This window comes from Sulfitobacter sp. JL08 (genome assembly GCF_003352045.1).
In the GTDB taxonomy this organism is placed as follows: domain Bacteria; phylum Pseudomonadota; class Alphaproteobacteria; order Rhodobacterales; family Rhodobacteraceae; genus JL08.
Genome location: NZ_CP025815.1, coordinates 4,157,491 through 4,180,473, shown reverse-complemented (window position 1 = coordinate 4,180,473; position 22,983 = coordinate 4,157,491). Strand labels below are relative to the sequence as shown.

The window sequence follows — 22,983 nt, the reverse complement described above, 5'->3', positions numbered from 1 at the left end:
GCCTGACAACGGATTAGTTGAAAGGCCAGATCATGCAACCAGTCGAAATTTATACATCGCCGACCTGCGGCTTTTGTCATGCCGCCAAACGCCTGCTGTCCCAAAAGGGCGTAAACTTTAGTGAAGTGAACATAAGCGCCCATCCCGAGCGGCGCGCAGAAATGGTGCAGCGCGCCCAGGGTGGCCGCACCGTCCCGCAGATTTTTGTCGGCGATATTCATGTCGGTGGATGTGATGATCTTTATGCGCTGGAACGGGCGGGCAAGCTGGACGCGTTGTTGGCGGTGTCATGAAAGCGGGCCTTATCCAGTTGAACTCAAGCGACGATCCGGCAGAAAACCTGATTGAAACGCAAGCCTTTGTGGCAGAGGCCGCCGCGCAGGGCGCCCGGTTTGTACTGACACCCGAAGTCACGAATTGCGTTTCCGCCAGTCGTTCGCACCAACAGACGGTTTTGTGTTCGCAGCAGAACGATCCAACGCTGGCGGCGCTGCAATCACAGGCTGGTGCGTTGGGTATATGGCTGTTGATCGGATCACTTGGGCTGAAAACAGATGATCCGGACGGGCGGTTTGCGAACCGGTCCTTCCTGATCGATCCCGACGGCCGCATTCAGGCGCAATATGACAAAATCCATATGTTCGACGTTCAGGTGACACCAGAAGAAACCTATCGCGAATCAGATGGGTATCGCCCGGGCGAAAGGGCCGTTCTGGCACAGACGCCGTTTGCGACGATCGGTATGACGATCTGTTACGATATCCGGTTTCCCCATCTTTATCAGAAACTGGCGTTGGCGGGTGCCAACATCCTGACGGTGCCGGCTGCGTTTTCGCATGTGACCGGCAAGGCGCACTGGGAATCACTTTTGCGGTCCCGCGCGATCGAAAACGGGTGTTTTGTGATGGCACCGGCGCAAACCGGCACGCATAAAGCCACTGTTGGAAAGTCGCGAACAACACACGGCCATTCGATGGTAATCGCGCCGTGGGGCGAGGTTTTGCTGGATGCCGGGACAGAACCGGGCGTGCACATGGTTGATTTTGATATGTCAGAGGTGGCAAAAGCACGTAAGCGCGTTATGTCGCTTACCCATATCCGACCCTTTGACGGACCAGAATGACCGAAGAAAACAATGCCCTTGCGGTGACTCTTGTCAGTGAAATCCTGACCGTTGACCAGTTGTTGCGAAACCGGCTAAGCCGCGTGTTGCCCAAGGGCATGGAAATTTCGCATTTCTCGGTTCTGAATGCGCTGGCATGGATCAGCGACGAACGCAGCCCTGCGCAACTGGCAGACCAATTCCACGTTACCCGCGGCGCAATGACAAATACGCTGAACAAACTGGAATGGGCCGGATACATCCATATCCGCCCCGATTGGGATGATGCGCGCCGCAAAATGGTTGCGATCAGCCCGGCAGGGCGCCGGGCGCGCGATCAGGCCCTGTCGGCGATCACGCCGCTTATTCAGGAAATGGTTGGATCCCTTGGCAGCGACAAGGTCAAGGCGACCGTTCCCATCCTGCGGGAAATGCGCTCGAAACTTGAGGGTTAGAGCCTGTTCAGGCCGGTTTTATACTGGCGGTCACGTAGTTCACGCTTAAGTCGCGATCAGACAATGACCAACTCCAGCTGATCGGATTGAAAACAAATCCCTTGCGATCCACGGGCGTGACACCGGATTTTTCGAGCAAAGCAAAAAGCTCATCTGGGGTGATGAATTTTGACCATTCATGCGTACCCTTCGGCAACCAGCGCATGACGTGTTCCGCGCCGATTATGGCCATCATGAATGATTTCGGATTGCGGTTCAGGGTGGAGCAGATGTGCAATCCACCCGGTTTCAAAAGGGTCTGGCACGCGGTCAGGTATGCCAGCGGTCCTTCCACATGTTCGACAACCTCCATATTCAGAACGACATCGAATTGCTCGCCCGCGGCGGCCATCGCTTCGGCTGTTGTGTGACGATAATCAATGTCCAGACCGGATTGTTCGGCGTGAACACGGGCCACAGGAATATTGCGCTCGGCCGCATCTGCACCCACAACCGTGGCCCCAAGGCGCGCCATCGGTTCCGATAACAACCCGCCGCCACAACCGATATCCAGAATACGCAATCCTTTGAACGGCCTGATCGTTTTCAGATCGCGATCAAACTCGCCCGCAATCTGGGATGTAATATAGTCCAGCCGGCAGGGATTAAGCATATGCAACGGCTTGAATTTCCCTTTCGGGTCCCACCACTCTGCCGCCATTGCTTCGAATTTGGCGATCTCGGCCGGATCAACTGTGCTCTGAGGCGCTTGCATTCTGGTCTCCATATGCTCTTGTGGGTCACGAGCGTTATATAGGTCAGTAATGGACAAATTCTTGGATCAAAAGCGCGCAGTGCAATATCTGTATCCTCCGATCGACCCGTTCGATCAGCGGATGATGGATATGGGCGACGGCCATCTGATTTATGTCGAACAGTGCGGCAACCCGAACGGCATTCCGGTTGTTGTTCTGCACGGCGGTCCGGGCGGGGGCTGCAGCCCGGCCATGCGGCGGTATTTCGATCCCAAAATCTATCGTGTTGTTCTTTTCGATCAGCGCGGATGTGGACGGTCGCGCCCGCACGCATCGGTCAAGGATAACACCACATGGCATCTGGTGGCCGATATCGAACGGATCCGCGAGGATCTGGGTATCACGTCATGGATCGTATTTGGTGGCAGCTGGGGCGCGACCCTTGCCCTGATTTATGCCCAGACCCACCCCGTAAGGGTTGCACAGCTTGTACTGCGCGGTGTTTTCCTGATGACACAGCGCGAACTGGACTGGTTCTATGGCGGTGGCGCGGGCGCATTCTGGCCGGAAACCTGGTCGCGTTTCGCATCTCTTATCCCCAAAGCCGAGCAGGACGACATGATTACAGCCTACCACCGAAGGCTGTTTTCCGGCGATCTTGGTACGGAAACGCAATTCGCGCGCGCATGGTCCGCCTGGGAAAACGCATTGGCCTCGATCCATTCGTCGGGATCGGCAGGCGAAAGCCCCGGAGATTACGCCCGTGCGTTTGCCCGATTGGAGAATCACTATTTCATAAACGCAGGTTTTCTGGAGTTTGATGGCCAAATTCTCGCGCACATGGACAGAATCGCCCATATTCCGGGCTATATCGTGCAAGGCAGATACGATATGATCTGCCCGCCGCATTCGGCGTGGGCACTTGCCGAACGCTGGCCCGCTGCTGATTTGAAAATGGTGCGCAATGCCGGGCACGCGCTGTCAGAGCCGGGTATCAGCGCCGAACTGGTGCGTGTTATGGACGGGATTGCCGAAGAATGAGTACCGTTGATCGCCGTGCGCTTTTCACTTCGGGCGCAGCCGCCGCATTGCTGGCCGCAACCGGGGTGTCGGCGGCCGGAACCGGGCCGCAACCGGGTGGACGTTTGCGTGCCGCCCTTTCGGGTGCAAGCCGGGGCGACATGTGGGGCGAACCGAATCCGGGCCTGTTCATGCGGGCTGCGGCACAGGGCGCTGTATTTGATACGCTGACCGAAATTGCGGCCAAAGGCACATTGCGCGGTGAACTGGCCACGCGCTGGACAGGCAGTGCCGACGCGCGCGAATGGATATTTGATCTGCGCGAAGATGCGGTGTTTCACAATGGCATTCCGTTCGGGGCCGTTGATGTTGTCGCCTCTGTTCAGCGCCATCGCCGGAATGGGTTGTTGCAGGACGTGACGGAAATTCAGGTGGCAGGGCCCGCCTGTGTCAGAATCGTGCTTGCCCGCAGCAACGCGGATTTCCCGTTTCTCTTGTCTGACCCAAGCTTGGTTATTTACCCCGCGCACGAAACCGAAGCGGCGGTGAAAGCCGGCGTTGGAACCGGGCTTTACCGGGTGAAAAAGTTTCTGCCGGGTCGCCAGTTTCTGGGCGTGCGGGTCGAAGAACATTACAAGGATGGCAAATCCGGCTGGTTCGAGACTGTTGAATTCACGTCGGTTCCGGATGCACGGGTTCGCGCGCAGGCGCTGGAAGGCGGGTATGTCGATGTGGCGGACCAGATTGACCCGTCCGGATTGACCGGAACAGGCGACGCCGTGAAGATCGTTCACCAATTCGCGGTCCGGGTTGAGGCATCGCTGGCCATGTCCGACGCGTCCGGCACAAGATGGCCGCTGGACAATTACCGCATGGCCGAGCGTTGGTGGCTGACCTAAAAGCGCCAATGGTTTTGTTGCCCCTTGCAGAACCGCGCTGACATCCGTATATCCCTATCAACAGCGGCGCGCTGGGGTCCAAACCCGGTGCCCACCGAAACGATGTAACGGGCCGCGCGCCCGTTTTTTTGTGCTTGGAAAAATGACAAACGATTTGATTGCCAAAGCTGCGATGGACCGCCGGATGGCCGAGATCATCACCCCCGTGATCGAAGACATGGGGTATGAACTGGTGCGCGTCCGGCTGATGTCGGGCAAGGAAAGCACATTGCAGATCATGGCAGACCGGCCGCAAGGCGGGATCGAAGTCGATGATTGCGCCAAGATCAGTCAGGAGGTCAGCGCGGTTCTGGATGTCGAGGATCCGATACTGGATGCCTATACTTTGGAAGTCTCTAGCCCGGGTATCGACCGGCCCCTGACCCGCCTCAAGGATTTCGAGATGTTCGAAGGCTACGAGGCCAAGATCGAAACCGCCGATCTGATTGACGGCCGCCGCCGCTTCAAAGGGACGCTGGCAGGTGTCGAGGGCGAAGAGGTTTTGATCAACATTGAAGAAGGCACGATCGGCCTGCAATTTGACTGGCTGGTAGATGCCAAGCTGGTGCTGACGGATGACCTGATCAAGGAAATGCTGCGCCAGCGCAAAGCGTCGGGCGCTTTGAACGAAGATGATTTTGATGAAGTGGTCAATGAAACGTCCGATACGGACGACACGACCGAACAATCTGTGGAGAACAACTGATGGCCATTACATCCGCAAACCAGCTTGAGCTGTTGCAAACCGCCGAGGCCGTGGCCCGCGAAAAGATGATCGATCCCGGTCTGGTCGTCGAAGCGATGGAAGAATCCCTGGCCCGCGCCGCCAAGTCCCGCTATGGCGCGGAAATGGACATTCGTGTTCATATCGACCGCAAGACCGGCAAAGCCACATTCACCCGCGTGCGCACCGTTGTGGAAGACGAAGAGCTGGAAAACTATCAGGCCGAATTCACTGTCGAGCAGGCCAAGCAGTATATGGACGATCCCAAAGTGGGCGATACTTTCGTCGAGGAAGTTCCCCCCGTTGAAATGGGACGGATCGCGGCGCAATCGGCAAAGCAGGTTATCCTGCAGAAAGTGCGCGAAGCCGAACGTGATCGCCAGTACGAGGAATTCAAGGATCGCGCGGGCACCATCATCAATGGTCTGGTCAAGCGCGAAGAATATGGCAACGTCATCGTGGATGTTGGTGCGGGCGAAGCGATTCTGCGCCGTAATGAAAAAATCGGGCGCGAATCGTATCGCCCGAACGACCGTATCCGCGTCTATATCAAGGATGTGCGCCGCGAGCAGCGCGGGCCGCAGATTTTCCTGAGCCGCACTGCCCCCGAATTCATGGCGGAACTGTTCAAGATGGAAGTGCCGGAAATCTATGACGGCATCATCGAGATCAAGGCGGTTGCCCGTGATCCGGGTTCGCGCGCCAAGATCGCGGTGATCTCGTATGACAACTCGATTGACCCGGTTGGTGCCTGCGTCGGTATGCGCGGCAGCCGCGTTCAGGCCGTTGTAAACGAATTGCAGGGCGAAAAGATCGATATCATTCCGTGGAACGAAGACCAGCCGACTTTCCTTGTGAATGCCTTGCAGCCCGCCGAAGTGTCCAAGGTTGTTCTGGATGAAGAAGCCGGAAAGATCGAAGTGGTCGTACCCGAAGAACAGCTGAGCCTTGCCATTGGCCGCCGTGGCCAGAACGTGCGTCTTGCCAGCCAGCTGACGGGTCTGGATATCGACATCATGACCGAGGAACAGGAAAGCGCGCGCCGTCAGGCCGAGTTTGAACTGCGGACCAAACTGTTCATGGACAATCTGGATCTGGACGAATTCTTTGCCCAGTTGCTGGTGTCGGAAGGTTTCACCAATCTGGAAGAAGTGGCCTATGTCGAAGTTGACGAACTGCTGGTGATTGACGGTGTCGACGAAGACACAGCCAATGAGCTGCAGGCGCGTGCCCGCGACGTTCTTGAGGCGCAAAACAAGGCCGCACTGGAAAATGCCCGTGCGCTGGGCGTCGAAGACAGCCTGGTTGAATTTGAGGGTCTGACACCCCAGATGATTGAGGCGTTGGCGAATGATGGCGTTAAAACGCTGGAAGATTTCGCCACCTGTGCGGATTGGGAACTGGCCGGCGGCTGGACCACGGTAGATGGTGAGCGCGTAAAAGACGATGGCTTGCTGGAAGCATTCGATATGTCCCTTGAAGAGGCGCAGCATCTGGTCATGACCGCACGGGTCATGCTTGGGTGGGTTGACCCGGCAGAACTTGAAAAGGCAGGCGAGGAAGACGGCGAATCCGATCCGGACGCAAACGTGTTTGCCGAGGAGAGCGAGGCCTGATTTCAGGCCTCGTGGCACGCACATGGGACGCGGTGGCGCCTCGAAAGACCGATCTGAAGGTCCTGAACGCAAGTGCATTGCCACGGGCGAGGTGCAGCCGAAGTTCGGCCTGATCCGCTTTGTGGTGGGGCCTGACGATCAGATCGTGCCGGACATTGCCGGCAAACTGCCCGGTCGCGGTATCTGGGTTGCGGCAGATCGGTTGGCTTTGCAAAAAGCAGTTGATAAAAAGCTGTTCGCCAAGGCGGCAAGGCAGGCGGTGCAGGTGCCTGAAGGGTTTGCAGACCTTGTTGAAGCGCTTTTGGTACGACGCGTTGTCGATTTGTTAAGCTTGTCACGCAAATCAGGCCACGCGGTGGCCGGATATGAAAAGGTCAAGGACTGGCTGATCAAGGAAGAAGCGCAGGTTCTGATCCAGGCAATAGACGGATCGGGGCGCGGAAAATCGAAACTGAGCACGCCGCACTTTGGGACATATATCGGCTGGCTGACAGCCGGTGAATTGGGTTTGGCATTCGGACGCCAAACTGTGATACATGCAGCGCTCGCCTCTGGTGGACTCACGTCGCGTGTAGTAGAGGAAGCGCAAAGGCTTAAGGGCCTGCGAAGAAATGACGGCGGCGATGCCCGCCTGAAAGGATAAGACAGCTTTATGAGCGATAGTGATGGCAAAAAGACGTTGGGGCTGCGCCCCGGTGGATCCCGCCCCGGGAATGTAAAGCAGAGCTTTAGCCATGGGCGGACCAAGAACGTCGTTGTGGAAACAAAACGTAAGCGGGTTGTCGTGCCTAAACCGGGCGCGGCAAAACCTGCCACGCCGGCCACCGGTCCGGTCACGGGTGATCCGTCGCGTCGTCCTGCCGGCATCACCGATGCGGAAATGGAACGGCGTCTGAAGGCGGTTCAGGCTGCCAAAGCACGCGAGACAGAAGACGCGCTTCAGCGCGAGGCTGAAGAAAAGGCGCGCGAAGAAGAGCGTGACCGCCGCCGCGCCGAGGCGGAAGCCAAGGAAAAAGAAGAACGCGAACGCGAAGAACGTGCTGCTGCCAAAGCCAAGCAGGAACAGCTTGATGCGGAAGCCGCGGCCAAGCGCGCCGCCGCAGCCGCGGCCGCCGAGATCGCGCCAAGTGCAGAAGCGCCGACACCACGCGGCCCGAGCAAGAGTGCAGGAGGCGCACCCGCGCCATCACGCAAGACGGACCGTGAGCAGGATCAGCGCCCGACACGGAACAAACAAGGCTTTGATGACGGACGCCGTTCTGGAAAACTGACCCTGAACCAGGCCCTTGCCGGTGGTGAAGGCGGGCGTCAACGTTCCATGGCGGCGATGAAGCGCAAACAGGAACGCGCGCGTCAAAAGGCGATGGGCGGCAGTGTCGAGCGCGAAAAGATCGTGCGCGAAGTACAATTGCCCGAAGCGATCGTCGTGTCCGAACTGGCGAACCGTATGGCGGAACGCGTTGGTGCGGTAATCAAATCCCTGATGAACAACGGGATGATGGTGACGCAAAACGAAACCATCGACGCAGATACAGCCGAACTGATCATCGAGGAATTCGGCCACAAGGTTGTCCGGGTGTCCGATGCTGACGTGGAAGATGTGATTGCCCAGGTTCAGGATAAGGAAGAAGACCTGTTGCCGCGGCCTCCGGTTATCACTGTCATGGGTCACGTTGACCACGGCAAGACATCGTTGCTGGATGCCATCCGCAAGGCCAAAGTTGTTTCTGGCGAAGCGGGCGGGATCACGCAGCATATCGGTGCCTATCGTGTAAAAACGGCTGACGGGTCTGAAATGACCTTTCTGGATACACCCGGCCACGCCGCGTTTACATCCATGCGGTCGCGCGGGGCACAGGTGACGGACATTGTTGTTCTGGTTGTTGCGGCAGATGATGCCGTGATGCCGCAGACTGTCGAAGCAATTGCGCACGCGAAAGCGGCGGGTGTTCCGATGATCGTTGCGATCAACAAGATCGACCGCCCCGAAGCAAATCCTGACAAGGTGCGTACAGACCTGTTGCAGCACGAAGTGGTCGTGGAAAAGATGTCTGGTGACGTTCAGGATGTCGAGGTTTCGGCCATCAAGGGAACCGGTCTTGACGAATTGCTCGAGGCGATTTCGTTGCAGGCTGAAGTTCTGGAACTCAAGGCCAATCCGGACCGCGCCGCCGAGGGTGCGGTGATCGAAGCGCAACTGGATGTGGGTCGCGGCCCTGTGGCAACGGTTCTGGTTCAGACAGGTACGCTGAAAAAGGGCGATATCTTTGTTGTAGGCGAACAGTGGGGCAAAGTGCGCGCACTGGTCGATGACAAGGGCGAACGCGTGAACGAAGCCGGACCATCGGTTCCGGTGGAAGTGTTGGGCCTGAACGGAACACCCGAAGCGGGCGACGTTCTGAACGTTGTTGCCACCGAAGCTCAGGCCCGTGAAATCGCGGAATATCGTGCAAGCGCTGCCAAAGACAAACGCGCAGCAGCCGGCGCGGCGACGACGCTGGAACAGTTGATGGCAAATGCCAAGGCGGATGAATCCGTCAATGAAATGCCAATTCTGGTCAAGGCGGACGTTCAGGGTTCAGCCGAAGCAATCGTGCAGGCGATGGAAAAAATCGGCAACGAAGAGGTGCGTGTTCGTGTGCTCCATTCCGGAGTGGGCGCGATTACCGAAACCGATGTCGGGCTGGCCGAGGCATCCAATGCCCCGATTATGGGCTTTAACGTGCGTGCAAACGCATCAGCCCGTAATACCGCGAACCAGAAAGGTGTCGAAATCCGGTACTATTCGGTGATCTATGATCTGGTCGACGATGTAAAAGCAGCCGCTTCCGGCCTGCTGAGCAACGAGATCAAGGAAAAATTCATCGGGTATGCCGAAATCAAGGACGTGTTCAAAGTGTCCAATGTCGGCAAGGTTGCCGGGTGTCTTGTGACCGAAGGCGTTGCACGCCGGTCTGCGGGTGTTCGTCTGCTGCGCGACAACGTTGTCATCCACGAGGGCACATTGAAAACGCTGAAGCGCTTTAAAGACGAAGTCGCGGAAGTGCAGTCCGGCCAGGAATGCGGCATGGCGTTTGAAAATTACGAAGATGTTCGTCCCGGTGACGTGATCGAGATTTTCGAGCGCGAAGAAGTGAACCGCACACTGGATTGATAAAATAAAAGGGACAGCATTGGCTGTCCCTTACGTCTTCTGGTCTTTGGTTTCATTCCTTCCGGTCAGGCAACCGGCATTCCGGAATATATCGTCTGCCCGTCCCTTACCGCAATTCTGCCATCTGGAAACGTCCGGACGTATATGCCCTGGATCGACACGCATGTGCCGATGATGATTGTCCTTAGCAAATCAAATCTCCCCAAAAAATTTGATAGGCTTTTTGTAGCGGACCCTTTGGAAATAATCATCTGTCAATTCTTAACCAGGGCAGCAACATTGCGCAGTAACCGGCCCAAAAGCAGCATTTGGGCGAGTTTTCGCCTATGGGTTGATTGATCAGCCCCGAAGACCCAATGCAATTACAACCAATCCCGCAAAATCGAGATGAGCGGGATATCGGCGGGGGGCATCGGATAGTCGCGCAGCGCATTGGCGCGCACCCATTTCAGCGCCTGTCCTTCCCGCGAAGTCGGCACTCCATCCCATTTGCGGCAGGCAAAAAGTGGCATCAGAAGGTGGAAATCATCGTAAGCGTGGCTGGCAAAGGTCAACGGCGCAAGACACGAGGCCCATGTATCAATACCCAGTTCTTCCTGAAGTTCGCGGATCAGGGCGACCTCGGGTGTTTCTCCGGGTTCAATCTTGCCGCCCGGAAACTCCCACAATCCGGCCATTGATTTGCCGGGTGGGCGCTGGGTGATCAACACACGCCCGTCCACATCGATAAGCGCGACGGCAGAGACAAGAACCGTTTTCAAGTGACCGTCTCCGTCACGATCTGTAATCGCCGTTGATCGTGATGTAGCCATGGGTCAGATCGCAGGTCCACACAGTGGCGGCCCCTGATCCGATGCCGAAATCCACGGAAATCGAAAGAGACTGGCCTTTCATATACTCTGACGCTGCCTGTTCGTTGTAGTTCGGGCTGACCCATCCGTTTTCAGCGACGATGTGTTCCCCGAAGCGGATCGAAAGTTTATCACGGTCGGCGGGCGCGCCTGATTTCCCAATCGCCATAACGACACGGCCCCAATTGGCGTCTTCCCCCGCAATGGCGGTCTTGACCAGCGGCGAATTTGCGATGGACAGAGCATGTATCCTGGCATCGGTGTCACTTGTCGCGTTGGTGACGCTGATCTCGACGAATTTGGTGGCCCCTTCTCCATCGCGCACGACTTGATGCGCCAGATCAAGCATGACCTCGCGCAGGGCGTCACGAAACACCTGTTGGCCGGTAACATCTATTCCGGATGCCCCCGTCGCTGCGACCAGAACGCTGTCCGAAGTGGATGTATCGCTGTCGACGGTGATGCAATTGAAAGTTGCATTGTTCAATTCCGATACGATGGCCTGAAGCTCGGGTTGCTGGATTTTCGCATCGGTAAAGATGTAAACCAGCATCGTCGCCATATCGGGTGCGATCATTCCGGACCCTTTTGCGATGCCCGCAATGGAAACGGTGTTGCCGCCAATGTCACAGCTTGCCGCCGCGCCTTTGGGAAATGTGTCAGTCGTCATGATTGCGCGCGCGGCATCCTGCATTCCGTCAGGGCGCAGATGGCTGGCAAGTTCGTCAAGAACACCAACGATCCTGTCATGCGGCAAAGGCTCTCCGATCACGCCTGTCGATGCCGTAAAGACGCGTTCCGCAGGAATTGCCGAAGCTTTGGCAACGGCATTGCAAATTGTGCTGACCGAGTCCGTTCCGTGACGTCCGGTAAAGGCGTTGGCGTTTCCGGAATTCACCAGAAACGCGGCGCCATCAGATGAGTCTGTTCCGATCTTTGCCTGACAGTCCAGAACCGGTGCAGACCGCGTGGACGAGCGTGTAAACACGCCCGCCACTGCCGTTCCGGGTGTCGTGACAGCCAACATCACATCGGTGCGGCCGGCGTATTTTATCCCGGCGGCAGCGGTTGCAAACGATACGCCATCAATCACCGGCAATTTCGGAAAGGTTTTGGGCGCCAAAGGCGAAAGGGGTGGCGTACCGGCCATGTTATCAGTTCTCCAGCAGGTCCAGATTTTTGATTATCGCAGGATCAACAGCGGCACCTGCCTCGCGATCAACCTCTGCCGCCGCAGTCAGTTCGGCAACCCGCTCGTTCACGGCTTGCTGCTGAATTTGCTCTACAATCTGGTCGCGCGCCTCGTCCAGCGTAGGGGCCGGTTTCTTGCGGGTTTCGTTCAGTTTGACGATATGCCAGCCAAATTGTGTCTGAACAGGCTCTGATATCGTGCCGGGCTCCAGCGCGACAACTGCCGCTTCGAATTCGGGAACCATCATGCCGGGGCCAAACCATCCCAGTTCGCCGCCGCCGGGGCCTGACGGTCCGGTTGATTTTTCGCGCGCGGTGTCGGCAAAATCTGCGCCACCGTCCAGCGCGGCTTTGACGGCTGCCGCTTCTTCCTCGGTTTCGACCAGAATGTGCGATGCGTTATATTCGTCGCCACCATCGGCATTGGCAAACTGCGCATCGTACACGCCCTGAATCGCCTCGTCTGTCAATGCGTCCGCCAGAACGCCTTCGATTGCTTCTGCGGCTAGCAGCGAACGGCGTTCATTTTCCAGCGACAGCGTCACACGTTTGGGCGGTTCGGTTGTCAGGCTTTGTTCAAGCGCGGTTTGCTGGATCAACTGATCCAGAATTCCGGTAAACAACACTTCGTCGGGCAGTTGCTGATATTGTTCCGGCAGCGTGGCGCGGGCAACAATCATGTGCCCCAGCTTGATTTCTGTTCCATTCACAGTGGCGACAACAGTATCGGCTGTTGGTGTGTCCTGGGCGGCGACTGGCAGCGCCATCATCGACATAAGGGCAACAGCGGGCATTTTACGTAACTTATTTAGCATAATCCATCCTATGTTAGCGTCTCGGACGCCCGAACTGGCCGGGTGACGTTGACACTGTTTGACGGGAACCTTACATCGCCTCATGGCTATGCGGAGCCGTCTATCACCCCAATATCTATGGGCTGTGCGCGGGGCGGGCAAGTGAATGCCGCACAAGAACACGTCAGATCGGCTGGAGAGAGCATGCTGGGTTTTGGAACCATCACAAAAAAGGTGTTTGGAACGCCAAATGACCGTAAGATCAAGGCAACGCGCCCGCTGATAGACAAGATCAATGCGCTGGAGCCGGAGTTTGAAAAACTTTCGGATGAAGCGCTGATCGAAAAGACGCAAGATTTCAAGAAACGGCTGAGTGAGGGTGAAAGTCTTGACGACTTGCTGCCCGAGGCGTTTGCAAACTGCCGCGAAGCGGCCCGCCGCGCCCTGGGCCTGCGCGCCTATGATGTGCAGTTGATGGGTGGGATTTTCCTGCATCAGGGCAATATTTCCGAAATGAAGACAGGCGAGGGCAAGACCCTTGTGGCGACATTTCCTGCCTATCTGAATGCGCTGCTGGAGCGGGGCGTTCATATCGTCACGGTCAACGACTATCTGGTCAAGCGCGACGCGGAATGGATGAGCAAGGTTTTCAGCGCTCTGGGTCTGACCACCGGTGCAGTCTATCCGGGGCAACCCGGTTCGGAAAAAGGCGCGGCCTATGGTTGCGATGTGACCTACGCCACCAATAACGAACTTGGCTTTGACTATCTGCGCGACAACATGAAGTCGGACCTGAAAGAGATGTTCCAGCGCGATCATTATTACGCGATCGTGGACGAGGTTGACAGTATCCTGATCGACGAGGCGCGCACGCCGCTGATCATTTCCGGCCCGTCTCAGGACCGGTCAGATCTGTATCAGACCATTGATGCCCTTATCCCTTCGCTGACGCCCGATCATTACGAACTGGACGAAAAGACCCGTAATGTGACATTCACAGATGACGGGAACGAATTTCTGGAACAGCTGCTGACAGAGCGTGGTTTGCTGGAAGAAGGGCAAAGCCTTTATGATCCGGAAAGCACGACGATTGTGCACCATATCAATCAGGGTCTGCGCGCGCACAAGCTTTTCCAGAAGGACAAAGATTATATCGTGCGCGATAATGATGTTGTCCTGATTGATGAATTCACCGGACGCATGATGGCAGGACGCCGCTTGTCGGACGGACTGCATCAGGCCATCGAAGCCAAAGAAGGTTGTCCGATTGCGGCGGAAAACGTGACGCTGGCATCGGTAACGTTCCAGAACTATTTCCGGCTTTATGAAAAGCTTTCGGGTATGACGGGCACGGCCGCCACCGAAGCAGAAGAATTTCAGGAAATTTACAAGCTTGGTGTTGTCGAGGTTCCGACAAACCGGCCAATCGCGCGGATTGATGAAGATGACGCGGTGTACCGGACCGCAAAGGAAAAATACGAAGCGATGGTGGTTTCCATCAAGGAAGCGCATGCCAAGGGGCAGCCCTTGCTGGTTGGAACCACGTCGATCGAAAAATCGGAAATGATCAGCGAAATGCTGAAAGCCGAAGGTATTCCACACAACGTACTGAATGCCCGGCAACACGAACAGGAAGCCAAGATTGTCGCGGATGCGGGCAAATTCGGTGCGGTGACAATTGCAACCAACATGGCCGGTCGCGGTACCGATATCCAGTTGGGTGGTAACGTCGAGATGCAGGTGCTGGACGCACTGAATGCCGATCCGGATGCCGACCCCGAAGCGCTTCGGGCAAAAATTGAAGGCGAACACGCGGAAGAGAAAGAAAAGGTCAAACAAGCCGGTGGTCTGTTTGTTCTGGCGTCCGAACGGCACGAAAGCCGCCGGATCGACAACCAGTTGCGCGGACGTTCAGGCCGCCAGGGTGATCCGGGCAAAACAGCATTCTACCTGAGCCTTGAAGACGATTTGATGCGCATTTTCGGCGGTGAGAAACTGGACAAGGTTCTGTTGTCCATGGGGATGAAGGAAGGCGAGGCCATCGTTCACCCGTGGGTCAACAAATCTTTGGAACGGGCGCAGGCCAAGGTTGAAGGCCGGAACTTTGACAACCGCAAACAGGTTCTGAAATTCGACGATGTGATGAACGATCAGCGCAAGGTCGTGTTTTCGCAGCGTCGCGAAATCATGGAAGCAGAAGATCTTTCGGAAATCACCCGCGACATGCGCCACGAAGTGATCGAAGATCTTATCCACGAATTCATGCCCCCCAAAACCTATGCAGACCAGTGGGACACCGAAGGGTTGCATGCGCAGGTCGTTGAGAAGCTGGGTATGGATTTGCCCGTTGTTGATTGGGCAAACGAAGAAGGCGTGGACGACAACGAGATTTGTGAACGTCTGGTCAAGGCCAGCGATGACTTCATGGCGAAAAAGGCAGTGTCCTTTGGCGCAGAAAACATGCGCATGATTGAAAAGCAGGTGCTGCTTCAGACGATCGATGCGAAATGGCGCGAACACCTGCTGACGTTAGAGCATTTGCGCTCGGTTGTCGGGTTTCGGGGCTATGCGCAGCGTGATCCACTGAACGAATACAAGAATGAATCGTTCCAGTTGTTCGAGGGAATGCTTGATTCCCTGCGCGAAGACATCACGCGTATTCTGGCAACTGCCCGACCGCGCACACCCGAAGAGCAACAGGCTTTGATGGAAATGATCGCGGCGCAGCAGGCTCAGGCAAAATTGGCCGAGACTGGTGGCGCTCCGTCGCCGGCACCCAATCCGCAAGCTGCGGCTGACGGCTTTGTCGAAGATGATCCGTCAACCTGGGGCAATCCGGGGCGTAACGACAAATGCCCGTGCGGATCCGGCAAGAAATTCAAGCATTGCCACGGCAGACTGGCGTAACTGTTCGGTAACACGTTGGCGATTTGCCATGTTCTTGCCTGATTCACACCTATAGGCCGTCATAACTCGGCCCTTTTTTGGTGCCACTCTGATCTTTGCCCATGGTGGGGATGGAGACGGATTATGTCCTATTTGAATCAGATAGCCTTGGCGGGAGGGACGCTCGCCTGTGCGGTTGGTATCGGTTTTGTCATGCAAAGCTCTGAAACGGCTCAACAAAGGTATGGCGGATCGTCAGAGATCCCGGAAATCGAAGTCAAACCTATTCAGGCCGAACTGGGAGTCAAACTTCCAACGCTTGACGATTCGCGGCTTGATATTCAATCCATTGCACTGACCTCTGCTTTGCCGGAAGGCATTGTCGGTCTGGGGCAGGCACTTTCGCTTGAGGCTCCTCCGGTTGATTGCGAAATCACCGCTTCCGCACAGGTTCTGGCGGCCGCGATGGTCGATATATCGCTGCGTGCGCCCTGTCTGGGCAACGAACGCGTCACGATTCACCACAGCGGCATGATGTTTACGGAAACCACTGCGGTAGACGGATCTTTGAACGTCACGGTTCCGGCGCTCAATCCACGCGCATTTTTCATGCTGGCCTTTTCAGAAGGCGACGGCACATCGGTTCAGGTTGATGTTGACGGGTTAGAATTTTACGACCGTGTGGTTGTCCAGTGGAAAGGCGATCTGGGCTTTGAATTGCATGCGCGTGAATATGGCGCCGAATACGGATCAACAGGGCATGTCTGGCAGGACGCCGCCCGCGACCTGAGTGTTGCAGCAAAGGGCGAGGGCGGATTTCTGACGGTTCTGGGTGATCGCAGCGCACCAGAGCCATTACTGGCGCAAATCTATACGTTTCCAACCGGCACAGCGCGGGAAAACGGCGTTGTGTCCCTAAGCGTTGAATCGGCTGTGACCAAGATCAATTGTGGTCGTGATATTCAAGCGCAGTCGCTTGAAATGCGCGATGCCGGGCAACTCAAAAGCCAGAACCTGTCCCTGTCTGTGCCGGGATGTGACGCTGTCGGTGATTTTCTGGTGTTGAATAATCTGCTCGAAGACCTGAAAGTCGCTCGGAACTGATTTGCGACGTTAGGACATTCGAATGTCATTCAGGTGCGCGGCGGTGTTCGCCGCGTTTCTTCTGTTCTGGAACTGTACAACTGCGTGGGCGCAAGACGTCACGTTAACATCGCGTGATGGTGCGGTAGAAATCAGCGGAAACTTGTTGGGTTTTGACGGAGAATTTTATCGTCTGGAAACGGTCTATGGCGAATTGACCGTCGACGGATCGGGCGTGTTGTGTGACGGGCCCGGATGCCCCAATCTTGAAGATTACGTCGCAGAGCTTGCGATTTCAGGATCCTCGGCGATGGGTGAAGTGCTGGTGCCGGCGTTGCTGGAGGCATTTGCCCAGCGCAGCGGATACAAAACGACGCGAGAAACGATAGATGATTCGCATTTCGTTTATCTGATCACCGACCGGCAAACCGGAAAACCGGCGGGCCGCTTTGCCTTTCGCGTCAGCAATACAGATGAAGGCTTTGCCGATCTTCTGGCAAACGAAGCCGATATTGTCATGGCACAGCGCGAAATTCGCCCGAACGAACAACAGCGCGCGCGCGAGGCCGGGATGGGGGATATGACACGCGCCAACCGCAGCCGGGTTCTGGCGCTGGATGCCATGGTTCCGGTGGTCTGGCCGGGTAATCCTGTTCGGTCGATTTCTACTACAGAATTGGCGGCGGTCTTTGCTGGCCGCCTCACCAACTGGTCAGAGCTTGGCGGCCCGGATGCGCAGATATCGCTGCATCTGCCCGCGGCGGGTTCGGGCTTGCATCAGGCTGTCGAAGACCGGTTGATGAAGCCCGCGAAACTGACCCTTGGCGAAGGTATCAAGCGCCACGCCCTAAGCCGGTCTGTTCCCGAAGCTGTGCTGACGGATCCTTTTGCGCTGGGCATTGCCAGTTATGCAGAAGCCGGCAACAGTCAGGTTTTGACGCTGACGGGCCGTTGCGGGTTTTCTCTTAGCGCCAACAGGCGTTCGATAAAAACCGAAGACTATCCACTGACAGCGCCGATGTTTCTGTATCAACCAGCGCGGCGGTTGCCGAAACTGGCGCGCGAATTTCTCGCGTTTACGCGTGGTCCTACGGCACAGACTGTTATCCGTCGCATCGGCTTTGTGGATCAGTCGCCCGAAGAAATCGGGTTGAACGCGCAGGGCGACAGGTTGGCAAATGCGATCCTGATCATGGGCGATGATAATTCCGGAGAGCGGTTGCGCCAGATGGTTTCGGTTCTGGCGCCTATGAAGCGGCTGACGACATCGTTCCGGTTCGAAGCAGGGTCTGTGCGTCTGGATGCGCAATCACGATCGAACGTGCAACAACTGGCAACTGCCCTGGAGGCAGGCCAATACGATACGCGCAGGCTGTTGTTTGTGGGTTTCAGTGACGGTGATGGCCCTTCTCTTGCCAATCAGGCAATAGCCAGACGGCGCGCCGAGGCGGTAAGGCAAGCGGTTGTTGCGGCTGCGGAAACCGCCAATCTGGACCGTGTGACACTTGATGTCGATGCGTTCGGCGAAGCATTGCCAATGGCCTGTGACGACAGCGACTGGGGCCGTCAGGTGAATCGCAGGGTCGAGGTTTGGGTACGTTAGCAGCAGGCCGCGATTACAACAGCCCCTGTGCGCGAAAGCTGATCTCTTTTGATTTTCCGACGATCAGATGATCATGCAACCTGATCCCCAGCACATCGGTTGCGGTCGCGATCTGGGATGTCATTGCAATGTCTGCTTCGGACGGCGTTGGATCTCCGGATGGGTGATTGTGAACAAGAATCAAAGCCGATGCGTTTAATTCAAGCGCGCGTTTGGCAATCTCGCGCGGGTAAACCGGAACATGATCAACAGTGCCTTCCGCCTGCTCTTCATCCGCGATCAACGTGTTCTTGCGATCAAGGTAAAGAACCCGAAACTGTTCGGTTTCGCGGTGCGCCATTGTCGTATGGCAATAATCCAGAACGGCATCCCAACTGGAAATCACTTGTCTGTCCATCACGCGGCTTCGGGCCAGACGATGAGCTGCGGCTTCTACAATTTTCAATTCGGTGATCACCGCCTCACCCACGCCCTTGACGCGAATCAGACGTTCCGGTGCGGCGGTGATGACGCGATTGAAATCGCCAAACTCTGTCAGCAAAAGATTCACCAGCGGTTTTACATCCTGGCGGGGTATCGCGCGAAACAGTACCAGTTCCAGCATTTCGTAGTCAGGCAATGCGTGCGCGCCGCCCAGCCTGAATCGGGCGCGCAGGCGTGTGCGGTGATTTGCGATGTAAGACGGCATCTTGCCCGCCGAAACGGGCACAGGCGATGCCTCGTCCGTCAGAAACGGCAGGGGCTGATCAGCGAAAGAGCTTGAATTATATGCCATGCAGACAGCCTGTCGCAGGCTGGTTACAATATGATTAACAGCTGCCGCGCAGGATCGATTTTCGGACCCGTAAAAAGAGACCAGACAGGCGGTTCTACCCTTTCATCGAGTCCCAGAAAGACTTTACCGATGAAAAGAAGCTGCTGCTTTCGGGATTGTTGTTCTCGGACAGATCTTCGAATTCCTTCAACAGCTCTTTCTGACGGCTGGTCAGGTTCACAGGCGTTTCAACCGCCAGTTCGATGAACATATCGCCAGTGCCGCCACCGCGAAGCGCGGGCATGCCTTTGCCGCGCAAGCGCATCTGCCGGCCCGACTGGCTGCCTGCCGGTATCTGCACCCGGCCCCGTCCGCCATCTATGGTCGGCACTTCTATGTTTCCGCCCAATGCGGCGGTCGACATGGATACGGGCACCCGGCAGTAGAGGTTCGTGCCGTCGCGTTCGAACAGTTTGTGGGGCGATACCTCGACGAAAATGTACAAATCACCAGACGGTCCGCCGCGCATTCCCGCTTCGCCTTCGCCGGCCAAACGGATGCGGGTGCCGGTTTCAACACCTGCCGGGATGTTCACGTTCAAGGCACGGTCTTTTTCGACGCGGCCTGCACCGCTACAGGATTTGCAGGGGTTCTTGATGATCTGGCCCATGCCCGAACATGTCGGACATGTCCGTTCAACCGTGAAAAACCCCTGTTGGGCACGTACTTTCCCCATGCCCGAACAGGTTGGGCAGGCTGTCGGCTCGGCGCCGCCTTCGGCACCTGATCCTTCGCACGAACCACAACTGACCGATGTCGGGACGTTGATGGTTTTCTGAAGGCCGGAATATGCCTCTTCTAGCGAAACGCGCAGGTTGTAGCGCAGGTCTGATCCGCGCGCGGCACGGTTGCGACCGCCGCCGCCGCGCTGGCCGCCCATGAAATCACCGAACAGGTCATCAAATACGTCGGAAAACGCGCTGGAAAAATCGCCATGGCCGCCGCCAAAGCCGCCACCGGGTCTTCCGCCACCACCCATTCCGCCTTCGAAAGCGGCATGGCCAAATCGGTCGTAGGCGGCCTTCTTGTCAGCGTCTTTCAGTACTTCGTAGGCTTCGTTCGCTTCCTTGAATTGCGCTTCGGCCTTTGGGTTGTCGGCGTTGCGGTCAGGATGCAACTCTTTGGCTTTGGAGCGATAAGCCTTTTTAATCTCGTCGCCCGAAGCGCCTTTGCTGACGCCCAGCACATCGTAAAAGTCACGTTTTGCCATGGGAAACTACCCTTGTTGCGGAACGCATGTGGGCCGGTTCGCTAAATGAACCGGCCCACACATCACTCCATTCCGTGCTTAGGCACGTTTGTCGTCATCCAGATCTTCGAACTCGGCATCAACAATATCGTCGTCATGCGCCTCGTCGGCTGCCGAAGGCTCGTTGTCGGCTTCCTGACTGGATTTGTAGATTGCCTCACCCAGTTTCATGGCCGCTTCGGTCACGTTCTGGATGCCGGATTTGATTTTGCCGACATTGTCGGTTTCAATCTCGTCCTTCAGCGCCACAATGGCCAGTTCGATCGCTTCGATCGTGGTTGGGTCCACCTTGTCCGAATGCTCTTCCATCGACTTTTCGGTCGAATGGATCAGGCCTTCCGCCTGGTTCTTCGCTTCGATCAGTTCACGGCGCTCCTTATCGGATTCCGCGTTCTCTTCGGCGTCCTTGACCATTTTTTCGATATCTTCATCGGACAAACCGCCAGATGCCTGAATCGTGATCTTTTGCTCTTTGCCGGTGCCCTTATCCAAGGCCCCGACAGCCACAATACCGTTGGCGTCGATATCAAAGGTCACTTCAATCTGGGGCATGCCGCGCGGTGCCGGCGGGATGTTTTCCAGATTGAAGGCACCAAGGATCTTGTTGTCGGCTGCCATTTCCCGTTCACCCTGGAACACCCGGATGGTCACGGCATTCTGGTTGTCTTCGGCGGTCGAGAAAATCTGTGACTTCTTCGTCGGGATCGTCGTGTTGCGGTCGATCAGGCGGGTGAATACGCCGCCCAGAGTTTCGATACCAAGCGACAGCGGTGTCACATCGAGCAGCACAACGTCTTTTACGTCGCCCTGCAAAACACCGGCCTGGATGGCTGCGCCCAGTGCAACAACTTCATCCGGGTTGACGCCTTTATGTGGCTCTTTTCCGAAGAATTTAGTGACTTCTTCAACAACCTTGGGCATGCGGGTCATACCGCCGACAAGAACGATCTCGTCAATGTCGGACGTGCTGAGACCTGCATCTTTCAAAGCGGCCTGGCAGGGTTTCATCGACGATTTGATCAGATCGGATACAAGCGATTCCAGCTTGGCACGGGTCAGTTTCATGACAAGGTGCAAAGGCTGACCGCCTTTTGGATCCATCGAGATGAACGGTTGGTTGATTTCGGTCTGCGAGGACGAAGACAGTTCGATCTTGGCCTTTTCGGCAGCTTCCTTCAGACGCTGCAACGCCATTTTGTCCTTGGTCAGATCAACGCCGTTCTCTTTTTTGAACTCGTCGGCAAGATAGTTGACGATGCGCATGTCAAAATCTTCACCGCCAAGGAACGTATCCCCGTTAGTCGATTTCACTTCGAACAGGCCGTCGTCGATTTCCAGAATGGTGACGTCGAACGTACCGCCGCCAAGGTCATAGACCGCGATTGTGTGGGTGTTTTCCTTGTCCAGACCATATGCCAGCGCGGCGGCTGTCGGTTCGTTGATGATCCGCAGCACTTCCAGACCGGCGATCTTGCCGGCATCTTTCGTGGCCTGACGCTGGGCGTCATTGAAATACGCGGGAACGGTAATAACCGCCTGGCTGACTTCTTCGCCCAAATAGCTTTCAGCCGTTTCTTTCATCTTGCCGAGGATGAACGCAGAGATCTGGCTGGGGGAATATTTGTCGCCCTTGGCTTCGACCCATGCGTCGCCATTGCCACCATCAATTACGTTGAACGGCAGGTTTTTCTTGTCCTTGGCCAGATCCGGATCGTCGTTGCGACGACCGATCAGGCGCTTGACGCCAAAAATCGTGTTGTCGGGGTTGGTCACAGCCTGCCGTTTTGCAGGTTGTCCAACGAGACGTTCATTATCTGTAAAGGCGACAATAGACGGCGTCGTGCGCGCGCCTTCGGCGTTTTCAATCACACGGGGCTGAGAGCCGTCCATGATTGCAACGCAGCTGTTTGTCGTTCCAAGGTCAATTCCAATTACTTTAGCCATATTTGATCCCTTTTCTTTTCAAGGCGATGACACGAGGGCTGGACCCGTTTCGGCATCCTGACCCCGATCTGGTTGTGCGGCCCCGACATTGCCGTTTCCGCGCTTCCAGCCGTATATAAGGAGCGACTTTGACCCCTGCAACCGCTGAACCCACAGCATTTTTGTGAATCTTCAAGGTTTTTAACTTGGTTTCGTCAATGACAGGAAAACAGGCTATGAAAAAGCTGAGCTTTCACGGCTTTGATATATACAAAGACCTGTTGTCACCGGGGGCACAAGCGTCGCTGGTCGAGGATTTGCGGCAGGTCATTGCGCAAGCTCCGATGTTTTCGCCGCAGACACCGCAGGGCCAAAAAATGAGCGTTCGCATGACTTCGGCGGGATCTGTCGGATGGTATTCTGACCAAAGCGGATACCGTTATGCGCAAACCCATCCGGCGGGCACAGTCTGGCCCGAGATTCCCGATCAGGTGCTGGATATCTGGCGACAGGTTTCCGGAGTTGATCGCCTGCCGGACAGTTGTTTGATAAACTTCTATTCAGAAAATGCGCGTATGTCGTTGCATCAAGACAAGGACGAGGCAGATCTGAACTGGCCGGTTGTATCCGTATCGCTGGGTGATGATGCCCTTTTTCGGGTCGGCCAAACGAAACGGGGCGGGCAAACCCGATCTGTCTGGTTACAATCGGGCGACGTTGTGGTGATGACGGGCGATGCGCGCCTTGCCTATCATGGCATAGACCGGATCAGGTTCGGTTCGTCGCGATTGCTGCCCAAAGGCGGGCGCATAAATCTGACATTGCGTATAGCGACCTGACGCACGG

Annotated in this window: 20 protein-coding genes; 13 read left to right on the top strand and 7 right to left on the bottom strand. The window is 56.3% G+C overall.

The window, feature by feature from the left end; genetic code table 11:
- The first annotated feature begins 32 nt into the window (after window positions 1–32).
- From grxC to C1J05_RS20480, 3 genes are read left to right on the top strand one after another with little or no spacing between them, the layout of a single operon-like run.
- Window positions 33–293 carry a glutaredoxin 3 gene (gene grxC, locus C1J05_RS20490; protein ID WP_114872488.1) on the top strand — a complete coding sequence of 87 codons (261 nt, stop codon included), beginning with the start codon at window positions 33–35 and terminating at the stop codon, window positions 291–293.
- Window positions 290–1,123, top strand: coding sequence for a carbon-nitrogen hydrolase family protein (locus tag C1J05_RS20485; RefSeq protein ID WP_114871884.1), 834 nt, complete (start codon window positions 290–292; stop codon window positions 1,121–1,123). Before grxC ends, C1J05_RS20485 begins: the two co-directional genes overlap by 4 nt.
- On the top strand, window positions 1,120–1,557 hold the full coding sequence (locus C1J05_RS20480) for a MarR family winged helix-turn-helix transcriptional regulator (RefSeq protein ID WP_114871883.1): 438 nt from the start codon (window positions 1,120–1,122) through the stop codon (window positions 1,555–1,557). The genes C1J05_RS20485 and C1J05_RS20480 overlap by 4 nt, the downstream gene beginning before the upstream one ends.
- A 7-nt stretch (window positions 1,558–1,564) precedes the next feature.
- Here the strand turns inward: C1J05_RS20480 and ubiG are convergent, their stop codons facing one another.
- Window positions 1,565–2,311: a bifunctional 2-polyprenyl-6-hydroxyphenol methylase/3-demethylubiquinol 3-O-methyltransferase UbiG gene (gene ubiG, locus C1J05_RS20475; RefSeq protein WP_114871882.1), complete on the bottom strand. Its 747-nt coding sequence runs from the start codon at window positions 2,309–2,311 to the stop codon at window positions 1,565–1,567.
- Between the two features lie 49 nt (window positions 2,312–2,360).
- Here ubiG and pip point away from each other — a divergent pair, with 49 nt between their 5' ends.
- The 6 genes from pip (at window position 2,361) to infB (ending at window position 9,743) form a co-directional block, all read left to right on the top strand.
- Window positions 2,361–3,332 (top strand): prolyl aminopeptidase, encoded by a 972-nt coding sequence (gene pip / locus C1J05_RS20470; RefSeq protein WP_114871881.1) that lies wholly within the window; start codon window positions 2,361–2,363, stop codon window positions 3,330–3,332.
- Window positions 3,329–4,210 carry an ABC transporter substrate-binding protein gene (locus tag C1J05_RS20465; RefSeq protein WP_114871880.1) on the top strand — a complete coding sequence of 294 codons (882 nt, stop codon included), beginning with the start codon at window positions 3,329–3,331 and terminating at the stop codon, window positions 4,208–4,210. Before pip ends, C1J05_RS20465 begins: the two co-directional genes overlap by 4 nt.
- A gap of 142 nt (window positions 4,211–4,352) precedes the next feature.
- Window positions 4,353–4,955, top strand: a complete 603-nt coding sequence (gene rimP / locus C1J05_RS20460; RefSeq protein ID WP_114871879.1) for a ribosome maturation factor RimP — start codon at window positions 4,353–4,355, stop codon at window positions 4,953–4,955.
- Window positions 4,955–6,589, top strand: coding sequence for a transcription termination factor NusA (nusA, locus tag C1J05_RS20455; RefSeq protein WP_114871878.1), 1,635 nt, complete (start codon window positions 4,955–4,957; stop codon window positions 6,587–6,589). The genes rimP and nusA overlap by 1 nt, the downstream gene beginning before the upstream one ends.
- 22 nt (window positions 6,590–6,611) lie before the next feature.
- Window positions 6,612–7,232 carry an RNA-binding protein gene (locus tag C1J05_RS20450; protein WP_114871877.1) on the top strand — a complete coding sequence of 207 codons (621 nt, stop codon included), beginning with the start codon at window positions 6,612–6,614 and terminating at the stop codon, window positions 7,230–7,232.
- Window positions 7,233–7,241: 9 nt separating this feature from the next.
- Window positions 7,242–9,743, top strand: coding sequence for a translation initiation factor IF-2 (gene infB, locus C1J05_RS20445; RefSeq protein ID WP_114871876.1), 2,502 nt, complete (start codon window positions 7,242–7,244; stop codon window positions 9,741–9,743).
- A 362-nt stretch (window positions 9,744–10,105) separates the two neighbouring features.
- Here infB and mutT read toward each other — a convergent pair whose 3' ends face one another.
- Genes mutT through C1J05_RS20425 form a run of 3 tightly spaced genes read right to left on the bottom strand, consistent with a single transcriptional unit; the run spans window position 10,106 to window position 12,600 of the window.
- Window positions 10,106–10,504: an 8-oxo-dGTP diphosphatase MutT gene (gene mutT / locus C1J05_RS20435; RefSeq protein WP_114871874.1), complete on the bottom strand. Its 399-nt coding sequence runs from the start codon at window positions 10,502–10,504 to the stop codon at window positions 10,106–10,108.
- A gap of 13 nt (window positions 10,505–10,517) precedes the next feature.
- A complete protein-coding gene (gene argJ, locus C1J05_RS20430; protein ID WP_114871873.1) occupies window positions 10,518–11,744 on the bottom strand; it encodes a bifunctional glutamate N-acetyltransferase/amino-acid acetyltransferase ArgJ in 1,227 nt (408 codons plus the stop codon).
- Window positions 11,745–11,748: 4 nt separating this feature from the next.
- Entirely contained in the window at window positions 11,749–12,600 is an 852-nt protein-coding gene (locus C1J05_RS20425; RefSeq protein WP_254684665.1) for a peptidylprolyl isomerase, read from the bottom strand.
- Between the two features lie 183 nt (window positions 12,601–12,783).
- Here C1J05_RS20425 and secA point away from each other — a divergent pair, with 183 nt between their 5' ends.
- The 3 genes from secA to C1J05_RS20410 all read left to right on the top strand — a co-directional run bounded on the left by secA (window position 12,784) and on the right by C1J05_RS20410 (window position 18,151).
- Window positions 12,784–15,486, top strand: coding sequence for a preprotein translocase subunit SecA (secA, locus tag C1J05_RS20420; protein ID WP_114871871.1), 2,703 nt, complete (start codon window positions 12,784–12,786; stop codon window positions 15,484–15,486).
- Window positions 15,487–15,609: 123 nt separating this feature from the next.
- Window positions 15,610–16,569: a hypothetical protein gene (locus C1J05_RS20415; protein ID WP_114871870.1), complete on the top strand. Its 960-nt coding sequence runs from the start codon at window positions 15,610–15,612 to the stop codon at window positions 16,567–16,569.
- 22 nt (window positions 16,570–16,591) lie between these two features.
- Window positions 16,592–18,151, top strand: a complete 1,560-nt coding sequence (locus C1J05_RS20410; protein WP_114871869.1) for a substrate-binding domain-containing protein — start codon at window positions 16,592–16,594, stop codon at window positions 18,149–18,151.
- Window positions 18,152–18,164: 13 nt separating this feature from the next.
- Here the strand turns inward: C1J05_RS20410 and radC are convergent, their stop codons facing one another.
- The 3 genes from radC to dnaK form a co-directional block, all read right to left on the bottom strand.
- Window positions 18,165–18,926: a RadC family protein gene (radC, locus tag C1J05_RS20405; RefSeq protein ID WP_114871868.1), complete on the bottom strand. Its 762-nt coding sequence runs from the start codon at window positions 18,924–18,926 to the stop codon at window positions 18,165–18,167.
- Between the two features lie 94 nt (window positions 18,927–19,020).
- Window positions 19,021–20,175, bottom strand: coding sequence for a molecular chaperone DnaJ (dnaJ, locus tag C1J05_RS20400; RefSeq protein ID WP_114871867.1), 1,155 nt, complete (start codon window positions 20,173–20,175; stop codon window positions 19,021–19,023).
- 78 nt (window positions 20,176–20,253) lie between these two features.
- Entirely contained in the window at window positions 20,254–22,158 is a 1,905-nt protein-coding gene (gene dnaK, locus C1J05_RS20395; RefSeq protein WP_114871866.1) for a molecular chaperone DnaK, read from the bottom strand.
- A gap of 215 nt (window positions 22,159–22,373) precedes the next feature.
- On the opposite strand from dnaK, the gene C1J05_RS20390 reads away from it, so the two are divergent.
- Window positions 22,374–22,976 (top strand): alpha-ketoglutarate-dependent dioxygenase AlkB family protein, encoded by a 603-nt coding sequence (locus tag C1J05_RS20390; RefSeq protein WP_114871865.1) that lies wholly within the window; start codon window positions 22,374–22,376, stop codon window positions 22,974–22,976.
- Window positions 22,977–22,983: the final 7 nt, after the last annotated feature.